The sequence below is a fragment of the Streptomyces sp. NPDC054796 genome (genome assembly GCF_053611545.1).
The window spans coordinates 262,455-282,137 of the sequence record NZ_JBSHAO010000002.1; the positions used below are offsets into that span (position 1 = coordinate 262,455).

Annotated in this window: 18 protein-coding genes and 1 pseudogene; 9 read left to right on the forward strand and 10 right to left on the reverse strand. The window is 72.8% G+C overall.

What is annotated here, in order from left to right; all coding sequences use genetic code 11:
- Positions 1-81: 81 nt before the first annotated feature.
- On the reverse strand, positions 82-732 hold the full coding sequence (locus ACWGJ2_RS02935) for a GntR family transcriptional regulator (RefSeq protein ID WP_453344151.1): 651 nt from the start codon (positions 730-732) through the stop codon (positions 82-84).
- 237 nt (positions 733-969) lie between these two features.
- Positions 970-1,863: an NADP-dependent oxidoreductase gene (locus ACWGJ2_RS02940; RefSeq protein WP_453344152.1), complete on the reverse strand. Its 894-nt coding sequence runs from the start codon at positions 1,861-1,863 to the stop codon at positions 970-972.
- A gap of 70 nt (positions 1,864-1,933) precedes the next feature.
- Here ACWGJ2_RS02940 and ACWGJ2_RS02945 point away from each other — a divergent pair, with 70 nt between their 5' ends.
- Together ACWGJ2_RS02945 and ACWGJ2_RS02950 are read left to right on the forward strand one after the other, a co-directional pair.
- Positions 1,934-2,503, forward strand: a complete 570-nt coding sequence (locus tag ACWGJ2_RS02945) for a TetR/AcrR family transcriptional regulator (protein ID WP_453344153.1) — start codon at positions 1,934-1,936, stop codon at positions 2,501-2,503.
- 108 nt (positions 2,504-2,611) lie between these two features.
- Positions 2,612-3,013: a DUF4333 domain-containing protein gene (locus ACWGJ2_RS02950; RefSeq protein WP_453344154.1), complete on the forward strand. Its 402-nt coding sequence runs from the start codon at positions 2,612-2,614 to the stop codon at positions 3,011-3,013.
- A gap of 48 nt (positions 3,014-3,061) precedes the next feature.
- On the opposite strand, the gene ACWGJ2_RS02955 is transcribed toward ACWGJ2_RS02950, so the two are convergent.
- The 5 genes from ACWGJ2_RS02955 to ACWGJ2_RS02975 form a co-directional block, all read right to left on the reverse strand.
- Positions 3,062-3,769 (reverse strand): response regulator, encoded by a 708-nt coding sequence (locus tag ACWGJ2_RS02955; RefSeq protein ID WP_453344155.1) that lies wholly within the window; start codon positions 3,767-3,769, stop codon positions 3,062-3,064.
- Positions 3,766-5,043, reverse strand: coding sequence for a sensor histidine kinase (locus ACWGJ2_RS02960; protein ID WP_453344156.1), 1,278 nt, complete (start codon positions 5,041-5,043; stop codon positions 3,766-3,768). The genes ACWGJ2_RS02955 and ACWGJ2_RS02960 overlap by 4 nt, the downstream gene beginning before the upstream one ends.
- Positions 5,044-5,620: 577 nt before the next feature.
- Positions 5,621-6,895 (reverse strand): hypothetical protein, encoded by a 1,275-nt coding sequence (locus ACWGJ2_RS02965; protein ID WP_453344157.1) that lies wholly within the window; start codon positions 6,893-6,895, stop codon positions 5,621-5,623.
- 29 nt (positions 6,896-6,924) lie between these two features.
- Complete coding sequence (locus ACWGJ2_RS02970; RefSeq protein ID WP_453344158.1) at positions 6,925-7,425, reverse strand: hypothetical protein; 501 nt, start codon at positions 7,423-7,425, stop codon at positions 6,925-6,927.
- A 282-nt stretch (positions 7,426-7,707) separates the two neighbouring features.
- Positions 7,708-8,241, reverse strand: a complete 534-nt coding sequence (locus ACWGJ2_RS02975; RefSeq protein WP_453344159.1) for a cytochrome P450 — start codon at positions 8,239-8,241, stop codon at positions 7,708-7,710.
- Positions 8,242-8,564: 323 nt separating this feature from the next.
- Between ACWGJ2_RS02975 and ACWGJ2_RS02980 the strand changes: the two genes are divergently transcribed.
- Together ACWGJ2_RS02980 and ACWGJ2_RS02985 are read left to right on the forward strand one after the other, a co-directional pair.
- Entirely contained in the window at positions 8,565-9,806 is a 1,242-nt protein-coding gene (locus tag ACWGJ2_RS02980; protein ID WP_453344160.1) for a phospholipase D-like domain-containing protein, read from the forward strand.
- Positions 9,807-10,125: 319 nt separating this feature from the next.
- Positions 10,126-11,289: pseudogene (locus tag ACWGJ2_RS02985) on the forward strand (cytochrome P450); the annotation flags it as partial.
- 201 nt (positions 11,290-11,490) lie between these two features.
- Here ACWGJ2_RS02985 and ACWGJ2_RS02990 read toward each other — a convergent pair.
- Positions 11,491-12,420 (reverse strand): NmrA family NAD(P)-binding protein, encoded by a 930-nt coding sequence (locus tag ACWGJ2_RS02990; protein ID WP_453344161.1) that lies wholly within the window; start codon positions 12,418-12,420, stop codon positions 11,491-11,493.
- Positions 12,421-12,580: 160 nt separating this feature from the next.
- Here ACWGJ2_RS02990 and ACWGJ2_RS02995 point away from each other — a divergent pair, with 160 nt between their 5' ends.
- Complete coding sequence (locus ACWGJ2_RS02995) at positions 12,581-13,168, forward strand: TetR/AcrR family transcriptional regulator (RefSeq protein WP_453344162.1); 588 nt, start codon at positions 12,581-12,583, stop codon at positions 13,166-13,168.
- Between the two features lie 64 nt (positions 13,169-13,232).
- Positions 13,233-13,970, forward strand: coding sequence for a formylglycine-generating enzyme family protein (locus tag ACWGJ2_RS03000; RefSeq protein WP_453344163.1), 738 nt, complete (start codon positions 13,233-13,235; stop codon positions 13,968-13,970).
- A 32-nt stretch (positions 13,971-14,002) separates the two neighbouring features.
- On the opposite strand, the gene ACWGJ2_RS03005 is transcribed toward ACWGJ2_RS03000, so the two are convergent.
- On the reverse strand, positions 14,003-14,770 hold the full coding sequence (locus ACWGJ2_RS03005) for a sulfite exporter TauE/SafE family protein (RefSeq protein ID WP_453344164.1): 768 nt from the start codon (positions 14,768-14,770) through the stop codon (positions 14,003-14,005).
- Positions 14,771-15,034: 264 nt separating this feature from the next.
- Between ACWGJ2_RS03005 and ACWGJ2_RS03010 the strand changes: the two genes are divergently transcribed.
- Together ACWGJ2_RS03010 and ACWGJ2_RS03015 are read left to right on the forward strand one after the other, a co-directional pair.
- Positions 15,035-16,297, forward strand: coding sequence for an AAA family ATPase (locus tag ACWGJ2_RS03010; protein WP_453344165.1), 1,263 nt, complete (start codon positions 15,035-15,037; stop codon positions 16,295-16,297).
- 56 nt (positions 16,298-16,353) lie between these two features.
- A complete protein-coding gene (locus tag ACWGJ2_RS03015; protein WP_453344166.1) occupies positions 16,354-18,015 on the forward strand; it encodes a VWA domain-containing protein in 1,662 nt (553 codons plus the stop codon).
- Between the two features lie 50 nt (positions 18,016-18,065).
- On the opposite strand, the gene ACWGJ2_RS03020 is transcribed toward ACWGJ2_RS03015, so the two are convergent.
- Complete coding sequence (locus ACWGJ2_RS03020; RefSeq protein ID WP_453344167.1) at positions 18,066-18,641, reverse strand: TerD family protein; 576 nt, start codon at positions 18,639-18,641, stop codon at positions 18,066-18,068.
- Between the two features lie 331 nt (positions 18,642-18,972).
- Here ACWGJ2_RS03020 and ACWGJ2_RS03025 point away from each other — a divergent pair, with 331 nt between their 5' ends.
- Positions 18,973-19,641, forward strand: a complete 669-nt coding sequence (locus tag ACWGJ2_RS03025; protein ID WP_453344168.1) for an adenosylcobinamide amidohydrolase — start codon at positions 18,973-18,975, stop codon at positions 19,639-19,641.
- Positions 19,642-19,683 lie beyond the last annotated feature (42 nt).

The window sequence follows — 19,683 nt, forward strand, 5'->3', positions numbered from 1 at the left end:
CTGGACAGGACAGCACCCGCCCCGGCCGCACCGGCCGACCGCGCGACGTCCCGAGCACCGAGCGACGTGCCGGGCGAGGCGTCAGTCCCGCAACGCTTCGATCACGCTGCCGAGGTGGGCGCGGACGGCCGACTCGGCCGCCTGCGGATCCCTGGCCCTGATCGCCTCGATCACGGCCAGGTGCTCGTTCAGTGACTGCTGGGGCCGCCCCGGCCTCAGCGCCAACTGGAAGCGGTGCCGCACCAGTTGGGCGTTCAGCCGCTCCAGGAGTTCCACGGCCGTCCGCTGGCCGGAGAACTCCCTGACGCAGGTGTGGAGTTCGTGGTTCAGCTCGGAGTAGGTGACGGGATCGCCGTCGGCGACCGCCTTGGACATGGCGTCGCCCAGGTCGGTCAGCTCGTCGAGCTGGTCCTCGGTGGCGGAGACCGCCGCCTTGGCCGCGCACAGCCCCTCCAGGGCCATGCGGCACTCCGTGATGGCCACCGCCTCCTCGACGGTGACCACCCGCACCCGCGACCCCCGGTTGCGGATGCGCTCGACCAGCCCCTCGGCCGCGAGGTCGATCAGCGCCGCGCGGATGCTGGCGCGTGTGACGCCGAACTGCTCGGCGAGCTCGTTCTCCACCAGCCTTTGGGCCGGCACCATCTCGCCCCGCACGATCGCCTGCCGGAGCTTCGTCAGAGCTAGCTGCTTGGCCTGTTCTCCGCTGCTCGGACCGGCTTGCTTCGGCATGTGCCCTCCTGAGTGAGTGCCTGTCGAACCTAAATCTAGAGCAACAGAATTGTCAACGATTTTGTCCTCAATAAATCGACCCCGATGACCCTTCGTCACGGGGGTCGGGAAGGAGACGGGGCACGGCCGTCAGGCGGCGCCGACGGCGAGGTGCCGGGGCCCGGCGGCCCCGGCACCCGAGCGCGCGGACGCACGGACGCGGCGTCACACGCGCGGGACGCCGCCCAGGACCACGTCTCAGACGACGATGACCCGACGCCCGCGCGTGTGACCGGCCTGGCTGTCGACGTGCGCCGCCGCGGCCTCGGCGAGGGTGTACGACTTCTCGACGGGTATGTGGAGCTTCCCCCGCGAGATGAGCGCCGCGGCCTCGGCGAGCGCATCCGGCACGCTCCCGGCCACACCCGAGAACCGGACGCCGTGCTCCGGCGCGCCGAGGTCGGCGATGGAGATCACCTTCTGCGGATCCCCGGTCAGCTCGACGAGTTCGCGGATCACACCCGAACCGGCCAGATCGAGCGCCGCGTCGCCCCGGCCGAGCCGCCGCACCCGCTCGGTCCAGCCCTCGCCGTACGTCGTCGCGAGGGCACCCAGGCCGCGCAGATAGTCCTGGTTCGCGGCCCCGGCCGTGCCGATCACCGTGATGCCGCGCTCGCGGGCGATCTGGAGCACCGCCGAGCCGACTCCCCCGGACGCGCCGCTGACCAGCAGCGTCTGCCCGGGCCGTACACCGACCTCGCGGATGATGCGCAGCGCGGTCTCCACCACCGAGGGGTATCCGGCCGCCTCCTCGAACGTCAGCCCCTCGGGCATACGGGCCCAGGCCGACAGCACGGCGAACTCGGCGTAGGTACTGGCACCCTCGCCGAACACGAGGTCACCGATCTTGACCCCTTCGACGCCCTCTCCGATCTCGTCCACCACCCCGGAGGCGTCCAGCCCGACTCCGGAGGGCAGCACGGTCGGGTGCGCCCCCAGGACCTGGCCCTCGCGGACCCGCCAGTCGACGGGGTTCACGCCTGCGGCGCGTACGGCGATACGTATGTGGCCGGGGCCCGCGTGGGGCTCCTCGGCGTCGATGAGGTGCAGGACGTCGGGACCGCCGAATTCGGCGAAGCTCACTTTCTTCATGCGGACGACCGTAGCACTAACGGTTAGTGTTTTGAAGCGGATTCGTTTTTGTGCCTGATAGCCTCGGCGCATGACCGTGCCGCCCGGACGCCGTGAACGCAAAAAGGCCGCGACCCGCCAGAAGATCGCCGACGCCGCCCTGCGGCTCTTCCTGGAGCGCGGGTACGAAGCGGTGGGCATCCGCGATGTGGCGGCGGAGGCCGACGTGGCCGTCACCACGCTCTTCTCCCACTTCGCCTCGAAGGAGGCGCTGGTCTTCGAGCAGGACGAGGACTTCGAGCAGCGCCTCACGCGGGCGGTCACGGAGCGGGCGCCGGACGAACCGCTCATCCCCGCGCTGCGCCGCGAGGTGCTGGCCCTGGTGCGCCACTGCACGGCGGACAGCGCGGCACCGGTCTGGCACATGATCGACACGTCGCCCGCGCTGCGGGAGTACGAGGAGTCGATGAGGCTGCGCCACGCGGAGTCGCTGGCGGTGGCGCTGGCCGCCGACCCCGGCCTGCCGCAGACCACGACGGCCTGCCGGGCGCTCGCGAGGTTCGTGATCGACGCCTACTCGCTGGCCCGGGAGGCGCCCGGACCGGAGGCCGCCGTGGACGAGATCTTCCGGATGATCGAGGCGGCCTGGGAGGTCGCCTGACCTTCCCGTCGACGTACGCGGGAAGACGTACGCGGAAGACCGCACGCGGGGAACCGGCCCTCCAGGCAGCGCAGTGCAGCGCACCGGAACGGAACTGAGGAAGAGCGCATGAAGCCCGTCGTGATCGCCCTGGCCGTGGCCGCCGTCCTGGCGGTGGGAACGGTGGGTGCTTACCGCCTGCTGGACAACGTCTCCGTCGCCACCGCGACCGGAACCGGAGGCGGCAACAGCAACAGCAACGGAACCGACCGCATGGTGCCGCGTGCGGAGGTCGAGAAGCAGGCCGAGGAGAACTTCGCGCGGCCCTTCTTCGAGGAGGCACCGAAGTCCGTCAGCTGCCCGCGCGGGCTGCGCGCGAAGAAGTTGGACACCGTGCGGTGCACCGCCGTCTTCGGGGACGGGAGCAAGCCGATGCTGATCTCCGTGACCGGGGTGCGGGGCGACAAGGTGAGCTTTGACTACGGCGTCGAGGAGACGTCCCACGACGGCGGGACGGGGAAGAGCGAGTAGCGATCCTCGCGGGCGCTACTGGCGTGGTGTGTACGGCGGGTGGCCGGTTCAGGCAACGCCGACGACGCCGCTGCGCCACGCCCAGGCGGCGATCTCCACCCGGTTCCGCAGCTCCAACTTGCCCTGGATGCTCGCCAGATGGGACTTGACGGTGGAGAGCGACACATACAGCTCGGCGCAGATCTCCTGGTTGGTCCGCCCGACGGCCACCAGCCGCGCCACGTCCAGCTCCCGCTGCGTCAGCGGACCCTCCGAGTCCGCGCCGCCCCCGGCACTCGTGGCACCGTCGGGCCCGGCGGCGGGCCCCTCCCCTATCCGCTCCAGGAGCCGCACGGTCACGGCGGGCGAGACCAGCGCATCGCCACGTGCCGCCGCCCGTACTGCCTCCACCAGCAGTCCGGGGCCCGCGTCCTTCAGCAGGAAGCCGCAGGCGCCGCCGCGCAACGCCCCGTACACGTAGTCGTCCTGGTCGAAGGTGGTCACGACCACCACGCGCAGCGGATCGACGGCCTTCGGGCCCGCGAGCAAACGGGTCACCTCCAGCCCGTCGAGCTTCGGCATCCGGATGTCGACGAGGCACACGTCGGGGCGCAGCCGCCTGGCCAGTTCCACGCACTCGGCGCCGTCGGCGGCCTCGCCCACGACCTCTATGCCGGGCTGCGCCTGGAGGATCAGCCGGAAGCCGGTACGCACCATGTCCTGGTCATCGGCGATCAGGACACGGACGGGTTCGGCTGATCCGCTGCTGCTGGTCATGCGGGTGATCCTGCCACAGCGCCGCGCACGGGGAACTCGGCCCTCAGCGTCCAGCCGCCGTCCTCGGCCCGGCTCGCGTGCAGTGTGCCGCCGACGGCCTCGGCGCGCTCGCTCAGCCCGACGAGGCCCAGGCCGCCACGTCCGCCCAGGGGTTCGGCGTGCGCCGAGGTGTGCCGGGGCGGGGGCGCGTTGTGCACCTCGACGCACAGCAGACGCGGGGCGGTGTTCCGCCCGCCCTCGGACTTCCGGCCCTCACGCCCGCCGTCCGCACCTCCTCGGGGCTCGTCCGCCAGGGCGACCCGCACGGTGACGGAGGGGGAACCCGGCGCGTGACGGCGCACGTTCGTCAGCGCCTCCCGTACGACGTTGCGCACCGAGGTCTCCACCTCGGGCTCCGCCCGCGCCTGCCTGGCCTCGGCCGCGACCTGGAGCGTGGCGGGCGCGTCGCGTTCGGAGAACGCGGCGACCAGCTCGGCCAGCTCCGCGTACAGCTCCCCCGGCCGCACGGCGCGCACCTCGTCCTCGCGCAGCACCCGGACCAGCTTGCGCATGGACTCCAGGGTCTGCGACCCGGCCTCCTCGATGCCGCGCAGCAGCGGGTCCACCTGCTCGGGCGCGGTCTCGCGGATCGTACGGGCCGCCTGGGCCTGGACGACGATGCCTGTGACGTGGTGGGCGACGAAGTCGTGCAGCTCGCGGGCGAGCGCGAGGCGTTCGTTCTGGCGTACGTCGACGACGGCGCGCCGCCTGCGGGCGTCGAGCCCGCGCAGATAGCAGCCGAGGCCGACGGCGCCGCCCGCGAGGAACGTCAGGAGGAAGGAGAAGAAGGCGTTGCTGCTCTCGTCCATCCGCATCGGCGCCGCGATCACGGCGGTCCCGAGCGCCGCGCACAGCGCGGCGGCCAGCCAGGGCCGCGCCACCTCCCTGGCCGTGAGCGCCAGCAGAAGCAGCAGGCAGAACGTCTCCAGCATGCCCCAGCCCGCGACGAGCGGCGGCATGGCCCTGAACTGAAGCAGCGTCATCGCCCAGGAGACGAACGCGGTGGCGCCGACGCGCCACGTCAGGGCGGGACGAGCCCCTGACATCAGCAGCGCGCTCGCCGCCACCAGGCCAGGAGCCAGCCACCACCACACATGGGGTCCCTCCAGGCCCGTGGCCGACTCGACGCTGAACACGTCGAGCACCCACGTCAGCCCCATGATCACCCACAGCGCGGTAAGCGCCGCGCGACGGGGCAGCCGCGGGGTGGCAGTCCGGTCGTCCGTATCTGGCATGTCACGTACCTCTCGCACACGGAGCAGCGTACGCAAGACGATCATCCGGCGGGCCCGGCCGAAAGGACGAGGTCAGGGCGTGGAACCGGCCGGTCGGCCGAGCCGGGGACAGGGACGGGGACGGAGACGGGGAGGCGAACCTTCCGCGCACCGCACGCGTCTCCTCCGTACACGTTCACGTACACGGCATCAGAGGCATTGCCGTATGAAGCGGGACACAAGGGATACAGGGGAACAGGGGGAGCAGATGGTCGCGTGGATCGTTTTCGGAGGGGTGTTCCTGGTCGTCGCCGCGCTCATCGCGTGGATGATCGCGAGGCCGCCGAACCTCGCCCCGCACCGCCCCGATCGGCACCCCCGGCGGCGCGACCACCGCTCCGGCACCCGGGCGTGGACGGCGGGCGGCAGCACCCGCGCCGATTCCGGCGCGGGCAGCGGGGGAAGCAGCCAAAGTGGCGGCGGGGGCGAAGGCGGTTGCGGAGGCTGGGGCGGTTGCGGAGGCGGAGGCGGAGCTGGTTGCGGAGGCGGCGGGGGCTCCTGAGGTGGCCGAAGCAGGAGCGAGGCCGAGACGGCCGGGTTACCGCTCGGCCGTCTCCGGCAGTCGCAGGCCGTGGCAGTCGCGCAGCTCGCTCTGGGACTTCGCGAAGGCGGTCAGCGCCTCGCGCATCTCCTTCTCGCTGTACCGGCTCTTGTCCAGCGCGCGGTCCTCGCTGTCCGAGTCGTCCTGCTCCCTGTCCACCCACAGCTCGAACCCGGCAGGCCTGCCCTCGCATGTGGCGGTGGCCCAGCCGCTCTCACCGGTCAGCCACGGGGTGACGGCACGCGTGCCGCCCTCGCCGTCGGAGGTGCCGTCCATCCGCGCCTGCCGCTGCATCCGCGCGGGGACCCAGTCCCCGTACCACGCGTTCAGTTCCAGCACCGTCCGCTGAGGGTCGTCGTCCCCGTCCCCGTCCCCGTTCTCGCCGCTCGCGCTGACGGCGCAGCTCACCATGGGCGCCGGGCTGTCGGGCGTCCCCATCTCCACCGTCCAGCCGTCGCCTTGAAGCGGGCCGCGTGCCAGCGCCGCACAGGCGGTGCCCGCCGTGCCGGCGGGGCGGACGGTCTTCGCCGCCACGTTCTCCGCGGGCACCGGAAGCGGCTCGCTGTCGCAGCCGAGCTTCTCTGACGCCTTGTTGGCGAGCGCGACGCCGGGACGCAGCAGCCGCACGGGACCCCTGTCCAGGCCGCCGCCGTGGACCTCGACCAGGAGACGAGCGGCACGGCCCGTGGCGTCATCGCCGAGGCCGGGACAGGAGGGGGTGAGCACGATGCCGGTCAACGTGCTCTCGAAGCCGGGCAGTCCCGCGGGCAGCGCGGCACGCGGCCGGCCACCGTCGTCGGCGAAGTGCCGCACCAGTTCGGCGTCCACGTCGTCACGGCTGGTGACGGCGTCGACCTCGACGACCCGCCCCCGCTCCACGGTCGTCACCTCGCAGTGGTAGCGGCCGAGTTGGGTGTCCGTGTGCGACTCGGCCGAGGCCAGATGCTCGTCCGGGTCGCCGGAGAGGGCGCGCAGGGAGTCCAGGCCGCCCTCGGGCAGCCCGTCGTCGCAGGCGCCGGACTCGATCGCCAGGTCCTTGACCGTGGGTGCCGCGAACCATCCGGCGGCGCCGAGCACGAGCGCGCAGACGGCGGCCCAACCGGCGGTGCGCTTGCGGCGGCGTCGCCGGTCGCTCTCGTCCTGGAGCACGCGCCAGCGCTCGCGCTGCTCGTCCGAGTACGCGAAGACACCGGCCTCCCGGGACGACGCCTCCGTCTTCTCCGACTTCTCCGATGCCCCTGGCTCCCCCGTCACTTCAGCATCACCCGTCACGCGGGCACCGTATCCCAGACCGACCAGCCCTACCCGAAGCTCCTCAGCCACTTGCGCGACTGGTAGACCCCCGCGGCCAGGGCGATGACGCCGAAGCACATCCACATGAGGGAGGCCAGGACCGCGCCCACACCGGTCTCCCGGAACACACCCGGGCTGCCCACCATGTTCTCCGTCACGTCCAGTTTCCTGCCGTCCGGGTAGTCACCGGCGTTCTCCAGGGTTCCGCTCCTGCGGTCCGCCGCCTCCCCGCCCTGGGGGACGAAGGCACCGTCGCACTCGTAGTCGGAGTTCTTGCCGCTGGGGTTCTTGTCGGTGCAGTACGCCACGGTGAACGTGCCCCGCTCGCCTGCCAGTCCCGTGGCCTGCGCCCCCTGGACGACGTTGATGACGACGGCAGCGGCACCGCCCACCGTGAGCACGAACCCGAACAGCAGACCCAGCACCCGCCATCCCCACGCGGGCCTCATCTTCCCGCGCTGCTCCGTGTCCTTCGTGTTCGCCGGCTCGCGCGCTGTCTCAGTGGTCACCCGAGCACCCTAGAGGGCGAGCCGGGCCCGGCACCCCGTCACCCCATCGCGGTCTCCGGCATCGCTTCCGCCAGGTCAGCGGCCAGGTCGCGCGCCACCGCGACGGGGTGGTACTGCACGAAGAGGTGCTCTCCCGGGTAACCGCGGGACGTGAACGGCGCGGTGGTGTGTCCTCGCCACGGAGCCGGCTCTCCGAGCGAAGAATGACGATGTCCCGCACACCCGGGGCGAACTGCGCCTCGGCCTGGTCCAGCGCACGTGAGATGCGCGCCGCGACTGCGGCTACGGCTCGGGCGTCAGGCGGACGGGCAGGCGGTTGACGCCTTCGCCGACGTCGATGTCGGCCGTCACGAAGTGCAGGGGCAGATGCATGAGCGGCGAGTGGAGCCGCAGCGTCTCCTCGACGGCGTCCGGCCAGCGGGACGGGTCGTTCCGGAGAACGGCCAACTGCCCGGGGTGGACGAGGAGTTCCCGCACCGCGTGGTCCAGGAGCGCGACGGTGGTCTCGCTTCCGGCGCCGATCATGAGGATGAGCGTCGAGACCAGCTCGGACTCGCTGAGCCGGTCGCCGTCGTCCTCGTGCTCGGTGAGCAGCAGGCTGGTCAGGTCCTCGCCGAGGTCGGCTCGCTTGGTGTCGATCAGGGTCCGCATCGCGTCGAGGAGGTGGTGGCGGGTGCGCTCGGCCTGCTCCTCGCCGGCGCCGGTGGCGAGCACGTCGTCGATGACGCTCAGCATCCGGGGCCGCTGTCCGGCGGCCACACCGAACAGGTCGCAGATGACGCGGGTCGGCAGCGGACAGCTGAAGGTGTCGCGCAAGTCGGCCACGGCGCCGGGCCCGGTGCCGGCCCTGGCCGCGGAGGCGCTGGAGACAGGCGGTCCTGCTCCGCACGGTAGGCGCGGCACCGGGCCCCCACAAGGGCACTCGGTGGGGACGTACAAGCGCCTGCCCGGACGGTTGCGCGGGCCGCACGGCCGCACGGCCGCACATGAAGCGCCGCAGACGTACGCTCCCGCCCCGCACGCACCAGAGTGCGCATGCCCCATACAGGCAGCCCCCCGTTCCGGCGTACAGTCGGTTCGCCCCGGGCCGCGCAGGTCCCGGTGGTCTCAGGCTTTCGGGACCCCCAGCAGGAGCTGCCATGGCCACGGCGCGGGAACAGCCGGACTGCTCACCAGCCCTCCCAGGGCAGCAGACCGGGGACGGGCCGCCCGACGCGGCGCGGGCCACGGACCGCCAGCGGCGCATCCGCCGCCGCCTGGAGCGGCTGATCGGCATCGCCGCGACGGAGGGCAACGCGCTGGTCCCGCTGCGCAACGGTGACGAGATCTTCCCCGCCATGCTGGACAGTGTGCGGGCCGCCGAGCACACCGTCGACATGATGACCTTCGTGTACTGGCGCGGCGACATCGCCCGGCAGTTCGCCGAGGCGCTGGCCGAGCGCGCCCGCGCTGGGGTGCGGGTGCGACTGCTGCTCGACGGCTTCGGCAGCAGGCCCATCGAACAGCGGCTGCTGGATCTGATGGAGCGGGCCGGGGTCGCGGTCGCCTGGTTCCGCAAGCCCGCGCGGCTCTCGCCGTTGAAGCAGAACCACCGCTGCCACCGCAAGGTCCTGGTGGTCGACGAGGCCACCGCGTTCACCGGCGGGGTCGGCATCGCGGAGGAGTGGTGCGGTAACGCTCGTAACGAGCACGAGTGGCGCGACACCCACGTCCAGGTACGCGGTCCTGCGGTGGACGGCATCGCCGCCGCGTTCGCGCAGAACTGGGCCGAGTGCCACGACGAACTCTTCGACGAACGGGACCGGTTCATCGAGCACTCCGCCAGCGGCCGGTCCGTCGTCCAGGTGGTGCGCGGCTCGGCCAGCTTCGGCTGGCAGGACATGCAGACCCTGCTGCGCGTGCTCCTGGAGTCGGCCGAGGAGCGCGTCCGCATCGCCACCGCCTACTTCGCGCCCGACACCTTCTTCGTCGGCCTGCTGTGCGCGGCGGCCCGGCGCGGTGTCACCGTCGACATCCTGCTGCCCGGCCCGCACACGGACAAGCGGGTCTGCCAGCTCGCGGGGCAGCAGCACTACGAGGAGCTGTTGGCCTGCGGGGTGCGGATATGGCAGTACCAGCCCACGATGATGCACGCCAAGGTCATCACGGTGGACCAGGTGGTCTCCCTCGTCGGCTCGTCGAACGTCAACCGGCGCTCCCTCGACCACGACGAGGAGGTCTCGCTCGCGGTGCTGGACGAGTCGTTCACGGGGGAGCTGGACGCGCACTTCGAGGAGGATCTGGCCGTCAGCGAGCTGATCCGGCCGGGGAGATGGAAGCAGCGGCCGGTCGCCCAGCGGCTGCTGGAGGGCGCTGTGGCCCCCATCCGCCGCTTCCTCTGAACCGGTTCGACAATGGCCGGTCCGCGAGGATCGGCCTCCTGTCCTCCCTCGTTAGCATCGCTCTGCCGAACCGACGGGGGTTGCTGAAGTCCCGCGAGCACTGGGCCCGGTCCGCCCCCGACACCGCGACCCCGATCTCCCGCGCGGTGGCGCGGATCGCGGGGCGCAACTGCCTGAACCACAGCGACGGTTACGAGGCGTGGGCCGGCCACAATGAGCCACATCTCGCCACGCCCGACGCCGATCCCGGCATCGCGCCGCGCCCTCTGGCGGACGTGCCGTGAGTACCGTCCCGTCGGCGGCGCCGCACGGGCATGCCGTGAGCACGATCCCCACCGTTCCCGGTGCCCTGCCCCTCCTCGGGCACACCGCCCGCCTCGCGGCCGGTCCGCTGGCGTTCCTGGAGGCGCAGCGCCGTCAGGGCGACATCACCCGCATCCGGCTCGGCCGCCGTCCCGCGTATCTGCTGAACCATCCCGATCTGGTGCGCGCTCTGCTCACCGCCCCGACGCGCCGGTTCGACCGGGGCGACATCTTCCGCGAGGGGCGCGGTCTGCTCGGGGAGGGTCTCGCGGTCGCCGACGGGGAGCACCATCTGACGCGTCGGCGCACCGTCCAGCCGCTGTTCCAGAAGTCCCGGCTGCCCGAGCACTTTCCGGCCATGGCCGAGCACGCCACGGCCTGTGCCCGGTCCTGGCGGGCGGGGCAGCGCTTCGCGCTGAACGCGGAGATGACCGACCTCGCACTGACGGTCATCTCCCACACCCTGTTCGGCGCCCCGCTGTCCGACCACGATCTGCGCACGATCCGCCGTCACCTGCCGGGCTTCTTCCAGGGCGTCGCCTACCGCGGCTACGGCCCACGCGCCCTGCTCAACGGCGTGCCGACCCCCGAGCGGGCCCGCTACCGCTCCGCCGTGACGACGCTGCGCGCGGTGTTCGAGAAGCTCGTCGCCGCGCACCGCGACAGCCCGGCCCTGGCGGCCATCGGCGAGGGTACCGACGACGCGCAGCTCGTGGACGACGTCGCCTCCCTCGTCACCGGAGCCCACACCACCGCCAGCACGGCAGCGTGGGTCTTCCACCTCCTCGACCGCCACCCCCATGTCCGCGCGCGGGTCCGCGAGGAGGCCGACGCCGTCGTGGGCGACCGGGACGTGCGCCCCGACGACATACCCCGCCTCACCTACACCGGGCACGTGCTCACCGAGACCTTGCGCTACTACCCGCCGGTCTGGCTCTTCCCGCGTCGCGCCACCGCTCCCGTGACGCTGGGCGGCCACGAGTTCCCCTCGGGGACGCAGCTCTTCTACAGCCCCTACGTCATCCACCGGGACCCCCGCTTCCATCCCCGTCCCGCCGTCTTCGACCCCGGCCGCTGGACCGGGGCCCGCGCGGGAGCGTCGACGCACCGCACCGCCTACCTTCCCTTCGGCGCGGGCGTCCACGGGTGCCCCGGCGGGGACTACGCGCCGGCGGAGCTGGTCCTCCTCGTCGCGGCGACCGGACGGCGATGGCACCTCCGGCCCGACACCTCCGGCCCGACGCCCGTGCCGCGCCGCGTCCCAGGACCATCCTCGCGCCCTCCCCCGTCACCGTCACCGTCGAGCCGCGCGCCGCCGCACCGACGGCCTGACGCGGCTGGTCGCGGCGCGGCGCCAAGCGATGGTGCCGCGGTGCGGTGGTCACCCGTCCGACGCCGGTGCCTCCGGGGTCAGGTACCGCTCGGCCCACCGCGCGAAGCCGGTGAGCGGGATGCCCAGGGCCCGCGCGTCCTCGGGGCGCGCGGGCTGGTCGACCTCGTTCAGCCACGCGTGCGAGGCGACGAACTCCGGCGCCCCGGCGGCCAGCGCCTCGTCCACCGTCATGGAGGGGGCGGTCAGCTCGACGCCCAGCGCGCGGGAGAGGACTTCGGCGACGCGGGTCATGGACGCCCGCTCGCTGGCCAGTTCCAGCTCGACCCCGTGGAAGTGCTCCGGGTCGGCGAAGGCCGCGGCGGCAGCGGCGCCAATGTCGTCGACGGCGACGAGCGCCAGCACGGTATCGGGCCTGATGACGGTCACCAGGCCGCCTTCGGGACCCTTCGGGAGCAGGTAGGTGCCGGGGAGGAGGTTCTCCATGAAGAAGCCCGGCTTGAGGAGGGTCCAGTGCCGGAAGCCCGCCTCGCGGACCCGGTCCTGGATCGCGCTCTTGGTCTCGAAGTAGTGCTCCATCGACGTCCAGCGCCCCTCGTCCCAGCCGGGCGCGTCCCGGTGCTGTCCGGCACCGGAGACGGAGGTGTGCACGAACTGGGCCACTCCGGCCTCGCGTGCGGCGTCGACGAGGTTGCGGCCCTGCACCCACTCGGAGTCGCTCTGGAGGTCCGCCAGGTCGGGCAGTTGCACGGAGAAGACGGCGCGGGCCCCGTCGGCGGCCCGGCGCACGGAGTCGAGGTCGAGGAGGTCGCCGGTCACCAGCTCGGCGCCCAGCGCCGCGAGCGCGCGAGCACGTTCGGTGGACGGGTCGCGTACCAGGGCCCGTACGGGCACGCCCGTCGCGAGCAGCGCACGCGCCGTGGCGCCGCCCTGCTGGCCGGTGGCGCCTGTGACCAGGACGGGTGCGGGATCTGTGGGCATGAGTGCTCCTCGGATGGTGTGCGCCGTGGGACGGCGGGCGGAACGCGCTGTGGCCCGGCAGGAGTTGACGGCGGACCCTTAAACGGCGGGGCCCGCCACTTACCGTTCCGCTACGATACGGAGGGCCCCGCCACTTAGCAACCCTCCAGGAGGTGACGCCATGCCCACGCAGTCCACGCGGCCCGCACAGCCCGCACAGCGTGCGGACGCCCGTCGCAACTACGCGCGCATCCTCGCCGTGGCCGTGGACGAGGTCGCCGCGCACGGCGCCGACGCCTCCCTGGAGCAGATCGCGCGCACGGCGGGCGTCGGATCGGCCACCGTGCGCCGCCACTTCCCCAGCCGCTGCGCACTGCTGGAGGCCGTCTTCCAGGAGCGGATCCAGGGCCTGTGCGCACGCGCCCACGAACTGTCCGGGGCACGGGACGCACGGACCGCGCTGCTGGAGTGGCTGAGCGCGCTCACCGTCTACGCCGCCGACGCGCGAGGGCTGGCCACCGCCCTGACCCGGGAAGGGGCGGACGAGCAGGGCCACCCCAGCACCTGCGCGGCGCGGTTGGGCGAGGCGGGCGAGCCGCTGCTGCGACGCGCGGCGCGGGCCGGAGCGGTGGCGCCCGGCGTGACCGTCCCGGATCTGCTCACGCTGATCTCGGGCATCGTGCTGGCCACCGAGCACCTCCCTGACCCCGCCGCCGAGGCGGACCGCCTGCTCGGCCTGGCCATGGCGGGGATCAGTCCGCGAGGATGACGGCGGGTCACGAGTCACGGGTCGTAGGTCACAGGTCACGGGTCACGACACACGAGGAGTCGCGGTGAGCCCTGGAACGGCACCTTCCCAGTCGGTCGACGAGGGGCTGGTGAGCATTCCGGCGGGCGAGATCGTCCTGCGGGACGAGGGCACGAGGACGGAGTGGAAGGCCGAGGTCCCGGCCTTCAGACTGGCGCCGTACCCGGTCACGCGCGAGCTGTACCTCGCCGTCCGCGGCGAGGCACCGTCGAGCGGCAAGGGCCCCACGAGCGACGCGGACCTCACGAGCGGCGGCGGGCCGCGGACGCCGGTGACCGAGGTGTCCTGGAAGGACGCTCTGCGGTTCTGCGACCTGCTCTCGCGCGAGGCGGGCCTCACCCCGTGCTACGTGACGGGCGACGACCCGGGCGACCCCGACGCACTCGACGTCGTCCGCGACGATGCCGCCGACGGCTACCGCCTTCCCACCGAGGCCGAGTGGGAGTACGCGTGCCGCGCCGGGACCCCGGACGTGCGCTACGGAGAGCTGGACGAGATCGCCTGGCACCGCGGCAACTCCGGTGACCAGGTGCACGACGTCGCCACGAGGGCGCCGAACGCGTGGGGCCTGCACGACATGATCGGCAACGTGTGGGAGTGGTGCTGGGACCTCTACGACCCCGCCGTCTACGGCCCGTACCGCGTCTTCCGGGGTGGTGGCGCCTACGACCGCCCCCGGGCGTGCCGTGCCTCGTGCCGCCGCAAGAGCCACCCGACCTTCCGCATCGACGACCTCGGTTTCCGCCTCGCGCGCTCCGTGTGAGCTGTGAGCGGGGGCGCGACGCCCGGGCCGCGTCAGCCCAGCACCAACTGGGCGATGGCCGCGCCGCCGACCACCACGATCAGGCAGCGCAGCAGCACGGGGCTGAGGCGGCGGCCCACCGTGGCGCCGAGCCGCCCGCCCACGGCGGAGCCGGCCGCGAGCAGGGCGACGGCCGTCCAGTCGAAGTCGGCCTTCCAGAGGAAGAACAGGGCGGCGACACCGTTCACGACGGCGACGAGCACGTTCTTGACGGCGACGAGTCGCTGCATGGGTTCGTCGAGCAACATGCCCATCAGGGAGACGTAGATGATGCCCTGGGCCGCCGAGAAGTAGCCGCCGTAGACGCTGGCCAGCCCCACCCCCGCCAGCAGCCCGGGACCGCCGTGCGCCGACAGGGGGCGCCCGGTGCGTGCGCGGCGCCGCCGCACGGCGCGGCTGACGCGCGGCTGGAGGACGATGAGGAGCAGCGCGAGCCCGACCAGGACCGGCACGATCATCTCGAACGCGGCGGCGGGCAGTGCCAGCAGCAGCATGGCACCGGCGAGTCCGCCGAGCACCGCGCCCGCCGTCAGCCTGAGGACGAGGCGGCGCTGCCCGCGGAGTTCCTTGCGGTAGCCGATGGCTCCGCTGACCGAACCGGGCACCAGGCCCAGTGCGTTGGAGACCGTCGCGGTGACGGGTGGCAGGCCGACGGCCAGCAGAACGGGGAACGTGATCAGTGTGCCCGAGCCGACGACGGTGTTGACGGCCCCGGCCCCGAGCCCCGCCGCGAGGACCGCGCACATCTCCCACACCGTCACGCCGTACCCTCCCGCGCAGGGAGGAACGAGGCGAGGGCGAGGGTGAGAGTGAGAGTGAGGGCGGGCCGAACGGTGGTCGTGGGCGTACCGCCCCGATGTGCGAGATGCATGGCAGCGATCGTACGGAGGGGACACTTCGGTGGCGGCCGAAGTGTCCCCGTCGCCGGGTATCTTGCTCGGGCGACGGGCCGTTCCGATCCGTTCCGTTTCCGGGAACGGCCCGGGGTCATCGCTCCAGAGGGCGTCACAGGCAAGGATCCGAACATGGGCGCACACGACGCGCAGGGCGCGCACGGCAGACAGGGCGTGCACGGCACACAGGAGACGCGGGACGCACCCGATCCGCAGGGGACGTCCAAGCGGCTGCGGGCGATCAGCGACGAGTTGTCGGACCGCTTCTACGAGCGGGCCGACGTGGTGCGGACGCTGCTGGTGACACTGCTGGCCGGACAGCACTCGCTGGTGCTCGGCCCGCCGGGAACGGCGAAGTCCGAGCTGGCCAGGGAGCTGACGGGCAGGATCGAGGGCGCGTCCTACTGGGAGATCCTGCTGTCGAAGTTCACGGCGCCGACGAGGATGTTCGGTCCCGTCGACGTCGCCGCGCTGGCCAGGGGCGAGTACCGCCAGATCTTCGACGGCCGCGCCACGACCGCGCATGTCGCGTTCATCGACGAGATCTTCAAGTGCTCGACGGCCGCACTGAACGAGACCCTGGGCTACCTCAACGAGCGGATCTACCACCCCGAGAGCGGCGGCGCGCCGATCCGCTGCCCCCTGATCGGTGCCATCACGGCGAGCAACGAACTGCCCGCGGGAGAGGACACGGCAGCGATCTACGACCGGCTGCTGGTGCGGATCGAGGTCGGGTACCTGGCGGACCCGTCGAACTTCGCCGCGCTGATCCGCTCCGCCGTCGGCCGCCCGACGGCACCGGCCCGTACCACCGTCGAACTGGCCGCGTTGCGGCACGCCGTGACCGAGGCCGTCCCGGACGTGGACGTCCCCGACGGGATCGTGGACGCGGTGTGCACACTGCGCGCCGCGCTGCGCCGCAAGGAACTCATCGCCTCCGACCGCCGCTGGCGGCAGGCGGTGGGCCTGCTCCAGGCTTCCGCTTACCTCGACGACCGCACGGCGGTCGCCGAGACCGACCTGTCGGTGCTGACACATGTGCTGTGGGACTCCCCTGCCGAGCGGCCGACCGTCGAGCGCGAGGTGCTGCAACTGGTCAACCCCGACGCCAAGGAAGCGCTCGATCTGGCCGACGCCATCGAGGAGTTGGAGGCTCAGCTCGACGCCATGGCCGGGCAGTCCCGCGAGGCGCTGAGCGAGTGGGTCATCACGAAGGCCCATCACACGCTGGCCACGGCGGGGAAGCGGCTGGAGAAGCTGCGCGCGGAGGCGGCCGGCGCCGGGCGCTCCACCGCCGCTGTCGACCGTGTCATCGGCCGCCAGCGCGCCGTCCGCACCCGCGTGCTCACCGAGGCCCTCGGCCTGGACGCGCGCATGGTGCAGTCCCAGCTCTGAGCCACGGCGGGAGCGCGACGCGACGGTACGGGTGTGAAGGGGACGGGAGCGGGGCCATGGACGGGACACCGGGCGAGCGCGACGAGCGGACGGACGGGTCCGCAGGGCCGACGAACGGGGCCGGGGCGTGGCAGGGCCCGTCCGTCGAGCCTTCCGGGCGGCACACCACGGCCGTGGTCGCGGACCGGTCGGACCGGAGCGTGTGGGGTGACCTCTACGCACGGTCGGCCGCGCTGCGCGAGCTGGCCCGGGAACTGAACGAGCACCACGACGACGCCACCGGCCTCCTCAGCGACGTGTTCCTGGCCGCGTACCAGTCCGCGCCACGATTGCGCGAGCACGCGGAGATGGACCCCTCCCGGCTGGCCCGCCACCGGATCGTCACCTCGCTGGTGGCATCGCCGGAGTTCGCCGAGCTGCGCCGGGAGACGGTCGGCGACCCCTACGCCGCCGCGATGGCCGTCCTCGCCCGGGCCGCCGAGCTGCGCCGGATGCTGGAGCGTCCCCGGGGCGGCGGGGAGCGGGCGGCGCGGGTGCCGCGGGCCCGGCAGGGCGACGGGGGTGAGGCGGCCTCCGTGGACGGGGCCACCCTCATGAGCGGGGCACACCAACAGGCCGCCGACAGGGCCGACATGGCCGACGACAAGGGCGACGGGGCCGACGAGCACGGCACCGTGCCGCCCCCGGCCGCCCCCGCCCCCACCCCCGCGCGGCAGCCCGCACGAGGCACCCCACAGGCCCCCGCGACCACGGACGCGACCCCGGCGCACCGCACCACCACACGCAACACGGTGGCGAGGCGCGCGGCGGCCACCCGCCATGAGGCCGCGCTGACGCGGACGTGGGGGTTCGACGCCGCGGAACTGGAGCGGCTGCCCTGGGAGCAGCGCGCCCGGCTCGCGGAGCGGCTGCGTACCGGCCGACTCGCCCAGTGGGCCGAACTGATCGGCCGTTTCCGCCGGATGGCGGGCGGCGAGCGTGCCCGCAAGGTGGAGAACACGGCCGGGGAGCTGATCGGCGTCACGCTCGGCGACGACCTCTCCCGCGTCATTCCCTCCGAACTGGCCCACCTCGGTCTGCCCGCGCTGCGTGCGGTGTTCGCCGCGCGCTACGCCGCGGGAGAGCTGATGCTCTACGACCACCAGGGAGAACAGAGCACGGGACGGGGCGCCATCGTCGCGTGCGTGGACACCTCGCACTCCATGTACGCGGCGGGACCCGGCGGGGTGACCCGGGAGGCGTGGGCCAAGGCGTGCGCCCTCGCGCTGCTGGACCAGGCCCGCCACGCCCGACGTGACTTCGTCGGCATCCTGTTCTCCGCCGCCGACAAGCTCCAGGTCTTCCGCTTCCCGGCCGGCCGGCCCGCGGGCATCGCCGAGGCGCTCGACTTCGCGGAGACCTTCCTCGGCGGCGGCACCAGCTACCAGTCGCCGCTGACGGCGGCCGGTGAGCTGCTGGAGGAGGAGTTCAACGACGCGGCGCGCACGCGCGGCGACATCGTCCTGATCACCGACGACGAGTGCGGCGTCACCGAGGAATGGATGCGCGGCTGGAACGACGCCAAGCGACTGCTGGGCTTCCGCGTCTTCGGCGTGGCCATCGGCACCCCGCATGCCGCCGAGACCGGCTCGGTCCTCGAGGCCCTGTGCGACAACCTCCGCACCGTCGAGGACCTCACCGACGTCCGTACCGCCGCCGACCTCTTCCGCGTGATCTGATCCGGGGCCCGGCCCGGTCTGCTCCGGGCCGGGCCCTGGCGCGGTCTCGGTCAGACGTTGACGCCGAAGTCCTGCGCGATGCCGCGCAGGCCCGAGGCATAGCCCTGGCCGACGGCGCGGAACTTCCACTCGGCGCCGTTGCGGTACAGCTCGCCGAAGACCATGGCGGTCTCCGTCGAGGCGTCCTCGCTGAGGTCGTAGCGGGCCAGCTCGTTGTTGTCGGCCTGGTTGACGACGCGGATGAAGGCGTTGCGTACCTGGCCGAAGCTCTGCTGGCGGCTCTCGGCCTCGTGGATGGAGACCGGGAAGACGATCTTGTCGACCTCCGCGGGAACGCCCGCCAGGTTGACCTTGATCTGCTCGTCGTCGCCCTCGCCCTCACCGGTGAGGTTGTCACCGGTGTGCTGGACCGAGCCGTCGGGGCTGGTCAGGTTGTTGAAGAAGACGAAGTGCTGGTCGGAGACGACCTTGCTGCCCGTGTCCACCAGCAGCGCGCTGGCGTCCAGGTCGAAGTCCGTGCCGGTGGTGGTACGCACGTCCCAGCCCAGGCCGACGGTGACCGCGGTCAGGCCGGGCGCTTCCTTGCTGAGCGAGACGTTGCCGCCCTTGGACAGTGAGACTCCCACGTTTTTCCTCCCGGTGTGCGGTGCGGTGCATTGCGTTGTATGCGTTGTGTGTGGTGCGTCGCGTCGTATGACGAGTGCCGAAAACCTACAGCACTGTAGAAACGAACCGGCGGGGCCGGGTGCCGAACCGCCACCGGCCCCACGAGCGGCGGCGTTTGGTGGGTGCCCACGCTATAGCCGTACGCGGGTGCGCGCCGCACATCGGCACCACGGCGTGCCGGACGCACGCGTCCCGTACGTCCCGTGCGGCCGACGCGGCCCGGGGGCGACGTGAGCCAACTCATGCCCCCGCGGGCACGAGCGCGCCCCGCGCGGCGGTGAGGATGAACGGGTGCACCCTTCCCTTCACTGGTCGGCCGCGCTCCCCGTGCTGGTCTGGCGCTTTCCGCGGCCCCTGCTCACCGTCTCCTCAGGGCCGTACGGCGGCGGCCTGGGCGAGCGCCGCTGGGCGCTGAACGCCACCGTCTCCCCCGACGCCGACCTGTCAGCGCCCGAGGCCCATCTGCGGCGCGTCGGCGAGGAGTTGGGGTGCGCGGGGCCCGGTGCGGGGCTGATGACGGCCGTGGACGTACGGCACCGGGTGACGCGTGACGAGGACGGTGTGACGGTCACCGCGACGACGGGCGTGGGCGTCCCGCTGTGGGCCGCGGCGCCGGAGCTCACGGTGGCGGCGACCGCGCCGCCCGCGCCGGGCACCGTCAACGTGGTCGCCGCGCTGCCGGTGCGGCTGTCCGAGGCGGCGATGATCAACGCGGTGGCCACGGTGACCGAGGCCAAGACCCAGGCACTGCTGGAGGCGGGGGTGCCGGGCACGGGCACCTGCACCGATGCCGTCGTGCTCGTGTGTCCGCCGCACGGCCCTGCCGAGAGCTACGGCGGAACCCGGTCGCGGATCGGCACCCCGCTGGCCAGGGCGGTCCACGCGGCGGTGCGCGAGGGGCTGCGCGTGCCGGAGCCGCAGCACCACTCGTACGCGCGTGTCACGTCCCCCGGCGGCTGACCCTTCACACCCCGCGCCACACACACCCCGCGCCACGCCGGG

Excerpts from the sequence above, each read along its gene's own strand:
- ACWGJ2_RS02995 (WP_453344162.1), top strand. The coding sequence starts at position 12,581 with ATGCCCACGCAGTCCACGCGGCCCGCACAGCCCGCACAGCGTGCGGAC.
- ACWGJ2_RS02950 (WP_453344154.1), top strand. The coding sequence starts at position 2,612 with ATGAAGCCCGTCGTGATCGCCCTGGCCGTGGCCGCCGTCCTGGCGGTG.
- ACWGJ2_RS02955 (WP_453344155.1), bottom strand. The coding sequence starts at position 3,769 with ATGACCAGCAGCAGCGGATCAGCCGAACCCGTCCGTGTCCTGATCGCC.
- ACWGJ2_RS02960 (WP_453344156.1), bottom strand. The coding sequence starts at position 5,043 with ATGCCAGATACGGACGACCGGACTGCCACCCCGCGGCTGCCCCGTCGC.
- ACWGJ2_RS02980 (WP_453344160.1), top strand. The coding sequence starts at position 8,565 with ATGGCCACGGCGCGGGAACAGCCGGACTGCTCACCAGCCCTCCCAGGG.
- ACWGJ2_RS02945 (WP_453344153.1), top strand. The coding sequence starts at position 1,934 with ATGACCGTGCCGCCCGGACGCCGTGAACGCAAAAAGGCCGCGACCCGC.
- ACWGJ2_RS03010 (WP_453344165.1), top strand. The coding sequence starts at position 15,035 with ATGGGCGCACACGACGCGCAGGGCGCGCACGGCAGACAGGGCGTGCAC.
- ACWGJ2_RS02940 (WP_453344152.1), bottom strand. The coding sequence starts at position 1,863 with ATGAAGAAAGTGAGCTTCGCCGAATTCGGCGGTCCCGACGTCCTGCAC.
- ACWGJ2_RS03015 (WP_453344166.1), top strand. The coding sequence starts at position 16,354 with ATGGACGGGACACCGGGCGAGCGCGACGAGCGGACGGACGGGTCCGCA.
- ACWGJ2_RS02990 (WP_453344161.1), bottom strand. The coding sequence starts at position 12,420 with ATGCCCACAGATCCCGCACCCGTCCTGGTCACAGGCGCCACCGGCCAG.
- ACWGJ2_RS02935 (WP_453344151.1), bottom strand. The coding sequence starts at position 732 with ATGCCGAAGCAAGCCGGTCCGAGCAGCGGAGAACAGGCCAAGCAGCTA.